Raw genomic sequence first — 15,783 nt, 5'->3', positions numbered from 1 at the left:
GCACGCTCACGGGGAAGCGAGGGCACGGGTGGGCCACGACACCGTGCGGACACCACCGGCCGACGAGGCCGCACAGCTGAGGCGCGAGCAGCGCGGCTGGTACGTCTACGACTGGGCCTGCTCCGTCTACTCGACGAGCGTGCTCACCGTGTTCCTGGGCCCCTACCTGACCTCGGTCGCCAAGTCGGCGGCCGACGCCGACGGGTACGTGCACCCTCTCGGCCTCCCGGTGCGGGCCGGGTCCTTCTTCGCGTACTCGGTGTCCCTGTCGGTGATCGTGGCCGTGCTGGTGATGCCCCTGGTGGGCGCCGCCGCCGACCGCACCGGGCGCAAGAAGCCCCTGCTCGCGGCCGCCGCCTACACCGGCGCGACGGCCACGGCGGCCATGTTCTTCCTGGACGGCGACCGTTACCTGCTCGGCGGCGCACTCCTCGTCGTCGCGAACGCCGCGCAGTCCGTGGCGATGATGCTCTACAACTCCTATCTGCCGCAGATCGCCCCACCGGAGCAGCGGGACGCGGTCTCCTCCCGCGGCTGGGCCTTCGGCTACGCGGCGGGCGCGCTGGTCCTCGTCGCCGACCTGGTGCTGTACACCGGGCACGAGCGCTTCGGCCTGTCCGAGAGCGCGGCGGTCCGCATCTGCCTGGCGTCGGCCGGGCTGTGGTGGGGCGCGTTCGCCCTCGTCCCGCTGCGGCGGCTGCGCGACCGCCGGGCCGTCGGCCGGGAAGCGGCCCTGCCCGGTTTCCGGCAGCTCGCGGCGACGGTGCGCGACATGCGCCGGCACCCGCTGACGCTGGCCTTCCTGCTCGCCTACCTCGTCTACAACGACGGCATCCAGACGGTGATCTCCCAGGCGTCGGTCTACGGCTCCGAGGAGCTGGGGCTGGGGCAGTCCACGCTCATCGGCGCCGTCCTGCTGGTGCAGGTGCTGGCGGTGGCGGGCGCGCTGGCCATGGGCCGGCTGGCCCGGGTGTACGGGGCCAAACGCACGATCCTCGGCTCGCTGGTCGCGTGGACGGTGACGCTGGCGGCCGGGTACTTCCTGCCGGCCGGGGCTCCGGTGTGGTTCTTCGTCCTGGCCGCCGGGATCGGTCTGGTCCTCGGCGGCAGCCAGGCGCTGTCCCGGTCCCTGTTCTCCCATCTGGTCCCGGCCGGCAAGGAGGCCGAATACTTCTCGGCCTACGAGGTGAGCGACCGCGGCATGAGCTGGCTGGGACCGCTGCTGTTCGGGGTCACCCATCAGCTGACCGGAAGCTACCGGGACGCGATCATCTCGCTGGTGGCGTTCTTCGTCCTCGGGTTCGGGCTGCTCGCACGCGTTCCGGTGCGGCGTGCGATCGGCGAAGCGGGGAACCCGGTTCCGGACAGGATTTAGCACTGAACGCGAAAGGGCTGTAGTGTACGCGTTTGGCCTGCCAGGCGTACCGTTACTGCGCGTCAAAGATGCCGAAACGCTGGGTTACATCTGTTATCAGATGTGACAAACCGGGCGCTGGTGGGTACAACAAGGGCGGCTACGACGGCGACGCATGACCCGGAACGGGACTCGGAACGGGAATCTTTACCGCCGACCGGACGTTGACCGGATGACGACGACAGCGACACCTGTCCTGTGGGCGACAAGCCCGGGAGGCACGATTCATGAGTGAGCGAGCTCTTCGCGGCACGCGCCTCGTGGTGACCAGCTACGAGACGGACCGCGGCATCGACCTGGCCCCGCGCCAGGCCGTGGAGTACGCATGCGAGAAGGGGCACCGCTTCGAGATGCCCTTCTCGGTCGAGGCGGAGATCCCGCCGGAGTGGGAGTGCAAGGTCTGCGGTGCCCAGGCACTCCTCGTGGACGGCGATGGCCCTGAAGAAAAGAAGGCCAAGCCCGCGCGTACGCATTGGGACATGCTGATGGAGCGGCGCACCCGCGAGGAACTCGAAGAGGTCCTCGAGGAGCGTCTGGCGGTTTTGCGCTCCGGTGCGATGAACATCGCTGTTCATCCGCGCGACAGCCGCAAGTCGGCATAGTCCTTCCAAGGTCTGGCCGAAGTAACAGCGCATCAGAAGACCGCGGGCGCCGTACGAGAGTACGGCGCCCGCGGTCTTCCGCGTGCGCGCTGCCACCGGCACCGCTTGTCCGGGCCCCGGAGCGTCCCGGGGTCCAGGGCACCAGGGCACGGGCGCCCCATACGGCTCAGTGGGTCAGAGGCGGGCGCGGAGCGTCCTCAGGCTCGTCCCTGATGACCTCGCCCTGGACGACCTTGCCGTCGGGCTGGCGCATCCGGGCCTGTTGGAAAGCGCCGCTCAGGCTGCCCTCACGGGCCTGACGGAGCTTGCGCTCGAAGGTGCGCTCCGCGGTCCGGCTCACGGCCTTCTGCACCGGCGGCAGCAGCAGGAGCAGGCCCACCGCGTCCGACACGAGGCCGGGGATGATCAGGAGCAACCCGCCCAGCATCATCAGGCCGTTGCCCTCGCTGCCCGACCGGTCCTCGGGCAGCACACCGCTCTGCTGCTGTTGCAGGGCCTCGGAGAGCTTGCGGAAGGCGCGCCGCCCGGCCCGCTTGATGACGACCGAGCCGAGGACGAGACCCGCCAGCAGGACGAGGAAGACCACCAGGGCGCTGCTCGCCCCGGCGACCATGGACAGCAGCCAGATCTCCAGCACGAGCCACGCGGCGACGCCCAGCGGCAGGAACGTACGCAGCCGGGAGCGCCGGGGCCGGGCAGGGGACAGCGGGGTCTGAGCGCCAGTCGTCATGCCTCCAGTGTGCCTGGCCCCGGCTCAGCACGGGATAAGGCCGCCACCAGCCGTTTCCGTCAGCGGCTGCCGGAGGGACGGGCCTGCGGCTACCGCTGCTGCGGCTTGCCGACGCGCCCCGTGACCTTGCCGACCCGCTCCCCCACGCCCCACGCCGTGACCCGCCACAGCGCCTCGACGAGGATGTCGCGGCTCATCTTGGAGTCGCCCAGTTCACGCTCGACGAAGGTGATGGGCACCTCGATCACGTGGTAGCCGGCCTTGACCGCGCGGCGGGCGAGATCCACCTGGAAGCAGTACCCCTGGGAGGCGACCTCGTCGAGGCCGAGGCCCTCCAGGGTCTCGCGGCGGAAGGCACGGTAGCCGCCGGTGATGTCGCGCAGCGGCAGATCGAGCGCGAGCCGGGAGTAGAGACTGCCGCCCCGGGAGATCACCTCGCGGGACTTCGGCCAGTTGACCACCCGGCCGCCCGGCACCCAGCGCGAGCCCAGCACCAGGTCGGCGCTCTTGAGGGCGGTGAGCAGGCGGGGCAGCTCCTCGGGCTGGTGCGAGCCGTCGGCGTCCATCTCGATCAGCACGCCGTAGTCGCGCTCCAGGCCCCAGCGGAAGCCCGCGAGGTAGGCGGCCCCCAGGCCCTCCTTGCCCTTGCGGTGCAGCACGTGGACGTGGTCGTCCTCGACGGTCAGCTCGTCGGCGAGCTTGCCCGTGCCGTCCGGGCTGTTGTCGTCGGCCACGAGCACGTGCGCCTCGGGGACGGCCTTGCGTACCCGGCCGACGATGCTCTTGATGTTCTCCGCCTCGTTGAAGGTCGGGATGATCACCAAGGCCGTGCCGAGCGGGCCGAACTTCCTCCCCTGGGCTCCAGCCGCGAGGGTTCCGTCGCCGTCGTTCACTACTGCCCCTTCATGTCCATACGCAGAGGTCCACCATAGTGGGCTCGGCCTGCGCCGACGCGACGGGACGTTCGAATCGTGGTGTCGAATCCGCAAGACGCGGGTAAGAACGCGCTTCCGGGGTGCGCGTGTGCGGCGGATGGGGGCCCGGCGCCCTTCGGGCCGACCTGGGATCCGCCGGCTGCGGATCGACCGAAAGCCGTTGTCTACTGAGCGTCCGGGCCCCACCCGGGTCACACCTCCCCGACCGGCCGGAACGTTCCCTCGGCGCTGCGCCGGCCTGAGCCTGGCTCCCAGTGGCGGTGCCCCGGTGCGGCACACCGTCCCTGACCCGGCGGCGCCGCGGCGAGTGCTCGGACGTTCCCCGGTCGGGCGTCCGGTGGTGGACTCGGCCGAACCTACCGGCCTCCTGCGGCCGCGTGTCAACAGCCGTCCGACCTGCGCATCGTTCGGCAAAGCGCTGGTCAGCGCGGAGGATACGCAGGTCGCGCGCCGGGGGCGCGGCGCACGACGTCATGCGCGCCACCCCCGTAGATCACTCGCCCGGCCGTACGAAGACCGTGCGTCCGCCCACCACCGTGCGCAGGCAGACGGGCAGGTCGCGGCCCGGAGTGAGGTCGGGCAGGCCGGGGGTGCCGGAGCGGGGATCGGTCGACCAGCGCGCCACACGGTCGTCCGGCGCCTGGACGACGAGTTCACCGGTGCGCCAGACGGCGTAGTCGGCGGGGGCGCCGGGGACGAGGACGCCCGCGTCGTCCCGTCCGACGGCCCGCCAGCCGCCGCGCGTGTGCGCCGTGAACGCGGCGCGCACGGAGACACGGTGCTCCGGCGTGCGGTGGAAGGCGGCGGCCCGGACCGTGCCCCACGGGTCGAGCGGGGTGACGGGGCTGTCGGAGCCGAAGGCGAGCGGGACCCCGGCGCGCAGCAGGGCCGCGAAGGGGTTGAGGGCGCGGGCCCGCTCCCCGCCCAGGCGCTGTGCGTACATGCCCTCCTCGCCGCCCCACAGGGCGTCGAAGGCGGGCTGCACGGAAGCGGTGAGGCCGAGTTCGGCGAAGGCGGCGATGCTCTCGGGGGTGAGCATCTCGGCGTGCTCGACGCGGTGCCGGGCCGCACGGATCCGGGCGAGGCCGAGCCTCTCGGCGGCGGCGCGCACGCCCTCCACGACGGCGTCCACGGCCGCGTCGCCGATGGCGTGGAAACCGGCCTGGAGCCCCGCCTCGGTGCAGGCCACGACGTGCGCGGCGACCGCGGCGGCGTCCAGGTAGGCGGTGCCGGTGTGCGCGGCGTCGGCGTACGGCTGGTGCAGACAGGCCGTGTGCGAACCGAGGGCACCGTCGACGAACAGGTCCCCCGCGGCTCCGGCCGCGCCCAGCTCCCGTGCCTTGGTGACGTCCCGCTCGGCCCAGTAGCCGACCACACGCGGCCCGGGCTGCGCCGCGGCGAGGCGCAGCAGGCCGGTGAAGTCGTCCTCGGAGGAGATCTCCGGCCCGGCGCACTCGTGGACCGTGCCGATGCCCAGCGAGACGGCGTGCGCGAGGGCGGCGCGCTGCGCCTCGGTGCGCTGCCCGGGCGTCACGGCGGCGAACGCGGCGGCGCGTACGGCGTGATGGGCGTCGGCGGTGAGCGGACCGTCCTCATGGGTGACCCCCGGAACCAGGTCGAGCAGGGCGGTGCTCACCACAGCGGAGTGGACGTCGATCCGGCTGAGGTAGAGGGGCCGGTGCCCGGTGGCCTCGTCGAGTTCGGCCCGCGTCGGGGGGCGCCCCCCGGGCCAGCGGGCGGCGTCCCAGCCGTGCCCGAGCAGCACCCGGTCGTCGGGTCGGGCGGCGGCGAAGTCCCGTACGCGGGCGAGGGCGGCCTCCAGGGTGGGCGCGCCGGAGAGGTCGAGCCCGGTCAGGCTCAGGCCCGTGGCGGTCGTGTGCACATGCGCATCGGTGAACGCCGGGGTGACCAGCGCCCCGTCCAGGTCGACCACCTCGTCGACCCCGTCCGCGAAGGCGTCGGCGGCCCCTTCGGACCCCACCCAGGCGATCTGTCCGCGCTCCACGACCATCGCGGTGGCGAAGGGGTCGGCGGGGCTGTGGACCTCTCCACGGCGGAGAAGCACGGTCTTGGGCGGGGTGGTGGACTCACTCATGGAGCACAGTCTCACAGGGGCGGGGGCGACGCCCTCATCAGGGGCGCGGGGAACCGCGCGGACGCCCCCGTGCGCCGATCGGCGGTCAGATCCGCGGCGGTCGCGCCTCGTACGGCGTGGACAGCACCACCGTCGTCCGTGTGGACACCCCGGCCAGCGAGCGCAACCGGGCCAGCAGTTCCTCCAGCTCGTGCGGCGTCGCCACCCGCACCTTGAGGATGTAGTTCTCGTCCCCCGCGACGCTGTGGCACGCCTCGATCTCCGGCACCCCGGCGAGCCGGTCGGCGATGTCGTCCGGCGCGCTGGGGTCGAACGGCTTCACCGAGATGAACGCCGTCATCGGCAGGCCCACGGCCTCCGGATCGACGACCGCGGCGTAGCCCCGGATGACACCCCGCTGCTCCAGCCGCCGCACCCGCTGATGCACGGCCGACGTGGACAGCCCTGTGGCCTTGCCCAGGTCGGTGTAGCTCATCCGCCCGTCCTTGACGAGCAGCTGCACGATCTGTCGGTCCAGCTCCTCCATGGCGCAAGAACCTACAGGGCGGCTGATCTCCTCGGATACCTGAGCAGCCCGGGTCATGCCCGGTTCGTGATGTGGCCGGCGGCCGGGTGTCAGCCGTTCGGGGGACAAACGCACCGCAGCGGACACCCGGGCAGGGCATGTGACGAACGCCACACGCCTCGAACAGGCTCCGTGATGTTCTCGTGATTACCCCCCAGGGGGGACGGGAAGTGCTTGCTGTGGCCGAGGCCGCAGTGCCTGATACGGCCCAGTCCGAGGGGGAGAACCCAATGCAGAGTCTTAAGCGCCCTGGTCGCACCGCACCCAAGCGGCAGCAGCTCGTCATCGAGCCCGAGCCGGAGGGCGTCGAACCCGACGCCTACGACGACGAACTCGACGACTACGACACGTTCGAGATGTTCCGGGTCGTCTGCCCGGACTGCGCGCAGCCCATCGCCCTGCTGGCGGACGAGGAGGTTCTGCCGGAACACGCGATGTGCGCCTCGCCGTGGAACCCCTTCGGACTCACGGTCTGCGCCGGAACCGGCCGCAGGGCCATGGACGCCCGCCCGGCGGACGAGTCCGTGGAACCGCAGGAGCAGGACACCGCCCTGCTGTTGACGCTCCCTCAGGGGCTCGACTGGCGGACCCAGCCCTTCTCGCACGTCGGCGGACCGGGCTCGCGCCCCATCAGGGTCCCCGTCATGCGCCGCCAGGCGGCCTGAGCGCGGCCCTCTTCGCCCGCTCGCTCCCTTCCCCAGCTGCCCCGCGCCACGGCCGCAGACCGCCGTGGTGCGGGATCAGTGCGTCCGGAGCCGCCGGGAGCCGGGCGGCGGTGAACGCACGCCCGATTCCACCGTCCGGTGACCTGTCCGGGCTCTGCCGCGTTGCCCTGGTATGACCCCCATCTCCTCAGCGACCGGGCGTCAGCGCCTCCTGTACGTCCCGCCGCCCGCAGAATCGGTTCGGCCGACTCCGCCCCGCTACCAGGACCCGCCGATCTACCGCGACTTGATGCGCGCGTGGGCCGAGCGCGGCCGCACCCTGCCGGGTCGTCACGACCCGGAGTGGATGCGGCTCGCGGCCCCCTGGCGGGGGCTCGACCAGTTCAGCGTCCCTCTGGACCCACGAGATGGCGGGCGATGACCATGCGCTGGATCTGGTTGGTGCCCTCGACGATCTGGAGCACCTTGGCCTCGCGCATGTAGCGTTCGGCCGGGAAGTCGGCGGTGTAGCCGTAGCCGCCGAGGATCTGCACGGCGTCGGTGGTGACCCGCATCGCCGTGTCGGTGCAGTGCAGTTTGGCCATGGCGGCCTGCCGTGCGAACGGCCGGCCCGCGTCCTTGAGCCGGGCCGCCGCGAGGTAAAGGGCGCGGCCCGCCTCGATCTGGGTCGCCATGTCGGCGAGCATGAAGCGCAGCCCCTGGAAGTCGGCGATCGGCTTGCCGAACTGGCGCCTTTCGGCCGCGTAGGCCAGTGCCTCGTCGAGCGCGGCCTGCGCCACGCCGATCGCGCAGGCCGAGATGCCGAGCCGACCCGAGTCGAGCGAGGACAGGGCGATCGCGAAGCCCTGGCCCTCCTCCCCGATGCGCCGGTCGTCGCCGACCCGGACGCCGTCGAAGTGGACCTGCGCGGTGGGCGAGCCCTTCATGCCCATCTTCTTCTCGGGCGCCGCGGCGCTCACGCCCTCGGCGTCGCCCGGCACCAGGAAGGCCGTGATCCCGCGCGGGCCCTCCTCGCCGGTGCGGGCCATGACCGTGTAGAAGTCGGCGATGCCGCCGTGGGTGATCCAGGCCTTGGTGCCGCTGATGACCCAGTCGTCGCCGTCCCGCACGGCCTTGGTGCGCAGGGCCGCCGCGTCCGAGCCGGAGTGCGGCTCGGAGAGACAGTAGGCGCCGAGGAGGCCGCCGCCGAGCATCGCGGGCAGGTGCTCGACCTGCTGCTCCTTGGTGCCGTAGGCGGCGAGGGCGTAGGAGGCCAGGGAGTGGACGCTGACGCCGAGGCCGACGGTGAGACGGGCCGCGGCGAGCTCCTCCAGCACCTGGAGGTAGACCTCGTAGGGCTGATCGCCGCCGCCGTACTCGGAGTCGTAGGGCAGGCCGAGCAGGCCGGAGCGGGAGAGCAGGGTGAACAGCTCGCGCGGGAAGCGGCCGGCGTCCTCCTCCTCGGCCGCCTTCGGGGCGATCTCCCGCTGCGCGATGTCGCGCACGAGCGAGATCAGGTCCCGGGCCTCCTCCGTGGGCAGTTGTCGGTCCACCGGCTGCGGGGCGCGGTCGGGCATGGCGACGCTCTCCTCCCTGTCGGGCACTGGCGGACGGGCCCATGGGTGGGGGCGACGCCGCCGGGTCGTTCTGGTGCCTGGCCGATGCTTGCAGTCCCGGGTCTCGGACGCTGCTGACCAGCGGCTGTGCGCTGTGAGTATGCCCGATCGGAGGCATCCCGTCACCAGTTAACGACCGCTTACTTCAAGAAAGGGCCGAGCGCATCCCGGGAGGCGAAATTGGTCCGAACCATTGACCCAACTGGTCTAGTCCTCCTACTGTTTCGCTCCACCGATTCACCGCGTTCATGCCAATCGGCGAGCGTTCCCTCTCCCCACGAGGAGACACCGGATGCACACCCCCCACCCTTCCCGCTTCCGGGCCATCGTGTCCGCGGCGTGCTGCGCCGTCCTCGGCGCCGGTCTGCTGGCCGGCGCGGGCACCTCCGCCTCCGCGGCGACCTCGGCTCAGGAGGCCGCCGCAGACGTCGAGGCCGCGCCGCAGGCCGATGCCGCCGGTTCCAAGGTCCTCGGGTACTTCACCGAATGGGGCACCTACGACCGCAAGTACCACGTCAAGAACATCGAGACGTCCGGGTCGGCCGGCAGGCTCACCCACATCAACTACGCCTTCGGCAACGTCACCGGCGGCAGGTGCGCCATGGGCGACGGCTACGCCGCCACCGACCGGGCCTACACCGCCGCCGAGTCGGTCGACGGCAAGGCCGACACCTGGGACCAGCCGCTGCGCGGCAACTTCAACCAGTTGCGCAAGCTGAAGCAGAAGCACCCGAACCTCAAGGTCCTGTGGTCCTTCGGCGGCTGGACCTGGTCGGGCGGGTTCGGCGAGGCCGCGAAGAACCCGGCCGCCTTCGCCCGCTCCTGCTACGACCTGGTCGAGAACTCCAAGTGGGCCGACGTCTTCGACGGCATCGACGTCGACTGGGAGTACCCGAACGCCTGCGGGGCCACCTGCGACACCAGCGGCAAGGCGGCCTTCAAGAACGTGATGCAGGCGCTGCGGAGCACGTTCGGCCCGAAGAACCTCGTGACGGCGGCGATCACCGCCGACGCCACCCCGGGCGGCAAGATCGACGCGGCGGACTACGCGGGCGCCGCCCCGTACGTCGACTGGTACAACCCGATGACGTACGACTTCTTCGGCGCCTGGGACGCCACCGGGCCGACGGCCCCGCACTCGCCGCTGACCTCGTACACCGGGATCCCGAAGGCGGACAACCACACCTCGGCGACCATCGCCAAGCTCAAGGGCCTCGGCATCCCCGCCTCGAAGCTGCTGCTCGGCATCGGCTTCTACGGCCGCGGCTGGACCGGTGTCACGCAGTCCGCCCCGGGCGGTACCGCGACCGGCCCGGCTGCGGGCACCTACGAGCAGGGCATCGAGGACTACAAGGTGCTCAGGACCAAGTGCCCGGCGACCGGGACGGTGGCCGGCACGGCGTACGCCAAGTGCGGCGGCGACTGGTGGAGTTACGACACCCCGGCGACCATCGGCACCAAGATGACCTACAAGAACCAGCAGGGTCTGGGCGGCACGTTCTTCTGGGAGCTGAGCGGCGACACCGCCAACGGTGAGCTGATCAAGGCCATCAGGTAACACCCCGAGCGGGGGCGGAGGTCCGCGGCGGACCCTCCGCCCCTGTGTCACGCGCCCCGGCGGGCGGGCCGCGGGGCCGGGTAGGACGGGTCGAGCTCCTCGATCGCGCGCAGCGCACCGCCGAGGGTCTTCACCAGCAGCTCGCACATGGTGTCGCGGGGCAGTTCGGGGCGGTCGATCCACTCGAGCGTCGCACCCTCGACGCTGCACACCCAGGCCAGCAGCCCCATCCGCGCCAGCGGCGCGATGTCGACACGGCGGTAGACGCCTTCGGCGATGGTGGTGACGACGGCCTCGCGCACGCCGTCGCGGATGGCGTGCACCTCGGTGTCGAAGCCGACCCCGCCGCTGACGATCGTGCGGTACGCGGCCTGGTTGTGCTCGGCGTAGCGCAGGTAGCTGTCGATGGTGCGCTGGAGCCGGTCGACCGGGGGCAGTTCGGGACCGCTCGCCGCGAGGGTGAGCAGGTCGGTGACCGAGTCCTGGACGATGGCCAGGTAGTAGCCGCGCTTGGAATGGAAGTAGTAGTAGATCAGCCCCTTGGCGACGTGCGCCTGCCGGGCGATGTCGTCCATCGACAGTGCGTCGTAGGAGGTGTCGGCGAACAACCTCCGCCCGATGGCGATGAGTTCGGCACGGCGCGCCATCGAGCGCTCGGTGCCGCGGGCTCTGGGACGCGCGGCAGGCTGGGGGCTGATATTCAATTTCGACCCTGGTCTCAACGGGCGGGGTGGGACCTTCGCAGTATGGCAGGCCTCACGCCGGGGCCGTGGGTCAGGTCACAGCAGCCCGAGCTGGGTCACGAGCATCGCCACGACCACGACGAGGGCCCATCCCATGACGTGCTCGACGATCTTCGGGCCGTCGTCCCGGGGGCCTCCGGTGCGGACGCGGGGGGCGGTGACGGAGTGCGCGGTCATGGCTTCTCGCAAGGTCGGCGGTGCGGACGGACTCCCCCCGAAGTCCTGTCCACCTTGCCACCGCAAGCGGCTTTTGCGGCCGAGAGCTTGCTCACACGCGCACGCCCACGGCCGCCAGCGCCTTGCGCTGGGCAGCACTGGGACGCGCGGGGAAGTAGAGGTAGCAGACGCCACCGGTGCCGGAGACGACCTTGCCGGAGGCGTTGTACCGCTTCGTCCTGAGCCAGATGTTCTCCCAGTCGCGTCTGCGGTAGACGCGCCGCACGGCCTCGTTGCTCGCGGAGAACGGGTCGTTGGCGATCACGTCGCCGTCGGCGGTGAACCCGATGACGGTCATCAGGTGCCCGGCGGTGCCGTACCCGGCGCCGGTCAGCTCCTCCTTCAGGAACGACTGGGACGTTATGGCCGGGATGCCCGCCGCGATCAGCGTCTCCAGGTCGGTGAGCGAGCCGAGCCGCGTGACCACACCCCGGAGGTCCTTGAAGGTGGCCGCGTAGGCGGCGTTGAACGGCCAGTTGCCGCAGCCCGCGTACTGGTGGTCGTAGGTGTAGCGGGCCGCGTGGCAGACCTGGGGATCGGCGTACGACGGATCGACCCAGGCGAGCTGCTTCTCGGTGAGCCGGCCGCCCCAGTACTCGATGATCATCTGGGAGGAGGTCGGGCTGCACCAGGCCTCGCCGCCGTTGTCGTACTCGGGGTACTGACCCTTGTGGATCTCCTGCGAGTAGCGCGGGACGGCCAGTTCCTTCGCCAGGCCGGGCCTGGAGGCCGGGACGGTGAACCGGTCGGGCACGTCGGAACCCATCGCGCCGAGCCGCCACACGGTGGGGGTGAGCTTGCCGCCGGGCTTGCGGTAGAGGGTCAGGCGCAGCCGGTACGAGGCCAGGCGCAGGCCGGTCGACGGGTCGTCGATCGCCAGGGTGTCGGTCCAGACACTGCTCTTGCCGTCACCCTGCCCGTCGACCGAGGTGCGCCGGATGTCCTGGTCGCCGGCCGCCCAGCGGCCCATCACGTACCAGGGCGTACCGGTGCCGTCGGTGTAGGTGCCCTTGATCTCGATCTGGATCCAGGTGCCGGCCGGGGTGTGCGCGTTCCAGGAGACGATGGCCTCGGTCGCGGGGACCGTGAGGCGGTGGACCGGGGAGGTCCAGGTGCCGTACTGCCACGCCGCCGTGGTGCCGGTGTGCGGGTCCGTGTAGTCGGCCGTTCCGGCCGGCTTGCCGATCACCAGGCCGGGGCGGGTGCCCGCGACGGCCCGGGTGCCCTTGGCGGTGCCGCCGCCCCAGTCGCCGTAGGAGACCCAGGCCCGGTTGTCGACGGTGCGGGCCGGGACCGCGCGGGCGGGGGCTGCGGTGTCGGTCGTCATGGGGGCCTCGGGGTCGGCGGCCGCCGTTCCCGCGCCGGAGGTGACGGCGGCGGCGACCGCGGCGGCCAGGACGGTTCTGCGGGACGGCTGTTCGGCACTGCGCATGGCGGGGACCCCCGGATGTCGGAGTCGGGCAGGAGCAGGAGCAGGTCCGTGCACGGTCGTCGGATCCGTGCGTGCGCCACATATGAGCACAGCCCGCCGTGTCCTGCCAGCACTTCGACGCGCGCCACGCCCACCAATATTGGCGTCGACCAGTGGCATCCGCCCAGGCCCCCGTCGTTAGAGTGCTGCGCGAGATGAATCCGCCACTTTCCCCCGTACCGGGACCCGCCGTCCGCGACCTGGCCGCCCGGATCCGCCGCCTCTCCCCCTCCTGCGGTCCGGTCCGGCTGGTCGGCGTCGACGGGCACGCCGGGTCCGGAAAGAGCACGTTCGCCGGGCAGTTGGCCGGGGCGCTCGGGGGCGCGCCGGTGCTGCGCCTCGACGACATCGCCAGCCACGACGCGCTCTTCGACTGGACCGGGCGGCTGCGGGAGCAGGTGATCGAACCGCTCTCGCAAAGCCGGACCGCGCACTACACGCCCTACGACTGGCGCGAGCGCCGCTTCGGCCCGCCGCTGCCGCTCCCGCCCGCGCCGGTGGTCCTGGTGGAGGGCGTCGGAGCGGGCCGCCGGGCACTGCGCCCCCACCTGGCGCTGCTGCTGTGGATGGAGCTGGCGCGCGAGCAGGCCTGGGCGCGGGGACGGTCGCGGGACGGGGAGAAGCAGCGGGAGTTCTGGAACGGATGGGTCGCGGCGGAGCGCCGGCACTTCGCCGACGATCCCTCGCGGCCGTTCGCCGACCTACTGGTACGGCAGCGCGCCCAGGGATATGAGGTGCTGGCGGGACCCGCCGGGACCGTTGGACCGGACCAGCCCCTCACGCACGGTGACGGACCGCCCGCAGTGTGCTGAACTTGTGAAGAGGCTTGCGGGACAACTTGCCGGAGTGCTCCAACTCCGCTTGACCGCTGGGCCGTACAGGTCTTACGTTCTCAATGAGCGGCATCGGAGCCGCCCCCAGACGCGAAGCCCCCGGTTGTTCCCCCGTGATCGGGGGCTTCGTTCTGCCTTCTTGCGGTTCTCCGGCCGCCGCGGGGCGCCGAATGCTCACCCTGGGTCACCATGAGCAGTACGCCGCGCCCGTTCCCACCTCGCCGAACGGCCCGTGCGGCCCCCTACGGGGGCGCGGCCCCCGACGGTACGATGCCCTCGTCGCGACCTGTCGGACGGTTGCCCGGCGCACGGTGCAACTCCGGTCCGTGGCAGCGCGGTTCGAGCAGGGCAGCCGGCCGGGGGACGGTTCGTTGGCATACCGACGGGGGCACGGTTCGTGGGGGACGTGATGGACTTCGGCACGCAGGGCCCTCAGGCCCCGGCCGACCTCGCCTGGCTGCGAGGCGTGGACGCCTACACCATGGGGGCCTATCCGCAGGCGGAGGAGGAGTTCCGGGCCGCCGTGCGCATGGACTCCGGGATGGCCGACGGCTGGCTCGGACTGCACGCGCTGCGCGTCGACACGACAACCGCGCTGCTGCGGATGTTCCGGCACCGGGACCGCTTCGGGGAGCAGCGCTCCCGCTACCGTCGCACGCTCAACTCCTGGTACTGGCTGGGCTGGTGGGTGCAGCCCGTGCTGGAGAGCCCCCGCGACCTGCTGCTCGCGCACGCCTCCCACTGGCTGGACGGGCGCCACGTCCCCGAACTGGACCGGGCGCTCGCCGGACTGCCGCCGGTGGACACCGACCACCAGGTCCGCTTCCTGCACGCCTGCCGCGCCTACTTGGTCAAGGACTGGGACCAGCTGGTCCGCCACACCGACCCGCTGCTCGACGACCCGATGCTCGGCATCGAGGCGGGCCTGTTCGGCGGCATGGCCCGGGTCCGTCTGGAGATGTACGGCCAGGCCGAGCCGCTGCTGTCCGCCGCGTTGATGCGCTGCCGCAGTGAGCAGCCGCAGCGCAAGGAGCTGCGTTACTGGCTGGCCCGGGCGCACGAGGGCACCGGCCGCAGCGCCGCCGCGCTCCCCCTGTACCGGGCCGTGCACCGGGTCGATCCGGCCTTCATGGACACCTCCGCCCGGCTCGCCGCGATCGCCGAGGGCGACGGGTACGACGACGCCACGGACTTCGCCGCGATCACGCTCACCGGTGCGGGCCAGGACGTCGTGGACGGGCCGGACGGGTTCGATCCGCTCTTCGGCCTCGAAGGGCGCGATCTGAGGCTGCCCGACCCCGAGCCGCCCCTCGCTCCCCTGCCGCCGGTGACCGTCCCGCCCGTGCGCGAGAGGGCCGGCCCGGCTTCCACCCTGCCGGCCGGGCCGACCGACCCGGCGTTACTGGAGGAGGCACTCGCCGAGCTGGAGCGCATGGTGGGTCTGGAGCCGGTGAAGCGCCAGGTCAAGGCGTTGTCGGCGCAGCTGAACATGGCCCGGCTGCGGGCCGGGCAGGGCCTTCCGGTCCAGCCGCCGAAACGCCACTTCGTCTTCTCCGGCCCCTCCGGCACCGGCAAGACCACCGTCGCCCGCATCCTCGGCCGCGTCTTCTACGCCCTCGGGCTGCTCGGCGGCGACCATCTCGTGGAGGCCCAGCGGGCCGACCTGGTCGGTGAGTACCTCGGGCAGACGGCCGTGAAGGCCAACGAACTGATCGACTCCGCCCTCGGGGGCGTCCTCTTCGTCGACGAGGCCTACTCGCTGTCCAACTCGGGCTACGGCAAGGGCGACGCGTACGGCGACGAGGCCCTCCAGGTGCTGCTGAAGCGCGCGGAGGACAACCGCGACCATCTCGTGGTGATCCTCGCCGGCTATCCGGAGGGCATGGACCGCCTGCTCGCCGCCAACCCCGGGCTGTCGTCCCGGTTCACCACCCGCGTCGACTTCCCGTCGTACCGGCCCCTGGAACTCACCGAGATCGGCAAGGTGCTGGCGGCGGAGAACGGCGACCTGTGGGACGAGGAGGCCCTCGACGAGCTGCGGTCCATCGCCGGGCACGTGGTGGACCAGGGGTGGATCGACGAGCTGGGCAACGGGCGGTTCCTGCGGACGCTGTACGAGAAGAGCTGTGCGTACCGGGATCTGCGGCTGTCGGTGTATCCCGGCGTGCTGGGCCGGGAGGATCTGGCGACGCTGCGGCTGCCGGACCTGATGCAGGCGTACGGGGAGGTCCTGTCGGGGCGGGGGCCGCAGGATCCGTCGGCGATGTGAGTTCGCCGGCCGCGGGCCGGTGGGGGCTCCTCGCCCAGTTCCCCGCGCCCCTGAGTGGGTGCGGTGAAGGCCGGCCGAACTGCGCCCACCTG

14 protein-coding genes are annotated in these 15,783 nt (G+C 71.9%); 6 read left to right on the top strand and 8 right to left on the bottom strand.

Going from position 1 to position 15,783, the window contains the following annotated elements:
- Nucleotides 1-28 precede the first annotated feature (28 nt).
- Together AB0I06_RS25530 and AB0I06_RS25525 are read left to right on the top strand one after the other, a co-directional pair.
- Nucleotides 29-1,375 (top strand): MFS transporter, encoded by a 1,347-nt coding sequence (locus AB0I06_RS25530; RefSeq protein WP_363121164.1) that lies wholly within the window; start codon nt 29-31, stop codon nt 1,373-1,375.
- Nucleotides 1,376-1,641: 266 nt separating this feature from the next.
- Nucleotides 1,642-2,016, top strand: coding sequence for an RNA polymerase-binding protein RbpA (locus AB0I06_RS25525; RefSeq protein ID WP_003977404.1), 375 nt, complete (start codon nt 1,642-1,644; stop codon nt 2,014-2,016).
- A 166-nt stretch (nt 2,017-2,182) separates the two neighbouring features.
- Here the strand turns inward: AB0I06_RS25525 and fxsA are convergent, their stop codons facing one another.
- The 4 genes from fxsA to AB0I06_RS25505 all read right to left on the bottom strand — a co-directional run bounded on the left by fxsA (nt 2,183) and on the right by AB0I06_RS25505 (nt 6,302).
- On the bottom strand, nt 2,183-2,746 hold the full coding sequence (gene fxsA, locus AB0I06_RS25520) for an FxsA family membrane protein (protein ID WP_363121163.1): 564 nt from the start codon (nt 2,744-2,746) through the stop codon (nt 2,183-2,185).
- A gap of 89 nt (nt 2,747-2,835) precedes the next feature.
- The gene (locus tag AB0I06_RS25515) at nt 2,836-3,639 is read right to left on the bottom strand and encodes a polyprenol monophosphomannose synthase (protein ID WP_363121162.1); all 804 of its coding nucleotides are present in this window, start codon (nt 3,637-3,639) and stop codon (nt 2,836-2,838) included.
- A gap of 535 nt (nt 3,640-4,174) precedes the next feature.
- The gene (locus tag AB0I06_RS25510; RefSeq protein ID WP_363121161.1) at nt 4,175-5,776 is read right to left on the bottom strand and encodes an amidohydrolase; all 1,602 of its coding nucleotides are present in this window, start codon (nt 5,774-5,776) and stop codon (nt 4,175-4,177) included.
- A gap of 85 nt (nt 5,777-5,861) precedes the next feature.
- Nucleotides 5,862-6,302, bottom strand: a complete 441-nt coding sequence (locus tag AB0I06_RS25505; RefSeq protein WP_004002750.1) for an Lrp/AsnC family transcriptional regulator — start codon at nt 6,300-6,302, stop codon at nt 5,862-5,864.
- A gap of 269 nt (nt 6,303-6,571) precedes the next feature.
- Here AB0I06_RS25505 and AB0I06_RS25500 point away from each other — a divergent pair, with 269 nt between their 5' ends.
- Complete coding sequence (locus tag AB0I06_RS25500; protein WP_363121160.1) at nt 6,572-7,006, top strand: hypothetical protein; 435 nt, start codon at nt 6,572-6,574, stop codon at nt 7,004-7,006.
- 383 nt (nt 7,007-7,389) lie between these two features.
- On the opposite strand, the gene AB0I06_RS25495 is transcribed toward AB0I06_RS25500, so the two are convergent.
- Complete coding sequence (locus AB0I06_RS25495) at nt 7,390-8,562, bottom strand: acyl-CoA dehydrogenase family protein (protein WP_363121159.1); 1,173 nt, start codon at nt 8,560-8,562, stop codon at nt 7,390-7,392.
- A gap of 331 nt (nt 8,563-8,893) precedes the next feature.
- On the opposite strand from AB0I06_RS25495, the gene AB0I06_RS25490 reads away from it, so the two are divergent.
- Complete coding sequence (locus AB0I06_RS25490; RefSeq protein ID WP_363121158.1) at nt 8,894-10,159, top strand: glycoside hydrolase family 18 protein; 1,266 nt, start codon at nt 8,894-8,896, stop codon at nt 10,157-10,159.
- Nucleotides 10,160-10,206: 47 nt separating this feature from the next.
- On the opposite strand, the gene AB0I06_RS25485 is transcribed toward AB0I06_RS25490, so the two are convergent.
- The 3 genes from AB0I06_RS25485 to AB0I06_RS25475 form a co-directional block, all read right to left on the bottom strand.
- Nucleotides 10,207-10,863 (bottom strand): TetR/AcrR family transcriptional regulator, encoded by a 657-nt coding sequence (locus AB0I06_RS25485; RefSeq protein ID WP_363121157.1) that lies wholly within the window; start codon nt 10,861-10,863, stop codon nt 10,207-10,209.
- Between the two features lie 75 nt (nt 10,864-10,938).
- Nucleotides 10,939-11,079 (bottom strand): SCO1431 family membrane protein, encoded by a 141-nt coding sequence (locus tag AB0I06_RS25480; protein ID WP_363121156.1) that lies wholly within the window; start codon nt 11,077-11,079, stop codon nt 10,939-10,941.
- 91 nt (nt 11,080-11,170) lie between these two features.
- Nucleotides 11,171-12,550 carry a peptidase C39 family protein gene (locus AB0I06_RS25475; RefSeq protein WP_363121155.1) on the bottom strand — a complete coding sequence of 460 codons (1,380 nt, stop codon included), beginning with the start codon at nt 12,548-12,550 and terminating at the stop codon, nt 11,171-11,173.
- 194 nt (nt 12,551-12,744) lie between these two features.
- Here AB0I06_RS25475 and AB0I06_RS25470 point away from each other — a divergent pair, with 194 nt between their 5' ends.
- The gene (locus AB0I06_RS25470; protein ID WP_363121154.1) at nt 12,745-13,401 is read left to right on the top strand and encodes a hypothetical protein; all 657 of its coding nucleotides are present in this window, start codon (nt 12,745-12,747) and stop codon (nt 13,399-13,401) included.
- Nucleotides 13,402-13,831: 430 nt separating this feature from the next.
- Nucleotides 13,832-15,691, top strand: coding sequence for an AAA family ATPase (locus tag AB0I06_RS25465; RefSeq protein ID WP_363121205.1), 1,860 nt, complete (start codon nt 13,832-13,834; stop codon nt 15,689-15,691).
- Nucleotides 15,692-15,783: the final 92 nt, after the last annotated feature.

The sequence above is a fragment of the Streptomyces sp. NPDC050674 genome (assembly GCF_040654575.1).
Taxonomy (GTDB): Bacteria; Actinomycetota; Actinomycetes; order Streptomycetales; family Streptomycetaceae; genus Streptomyces.
The sequence above is the reverse complement of the archived record's forward strand: the minus strand, read 5'-3'. Positions and strand labels throughout refer to the sequence as shown.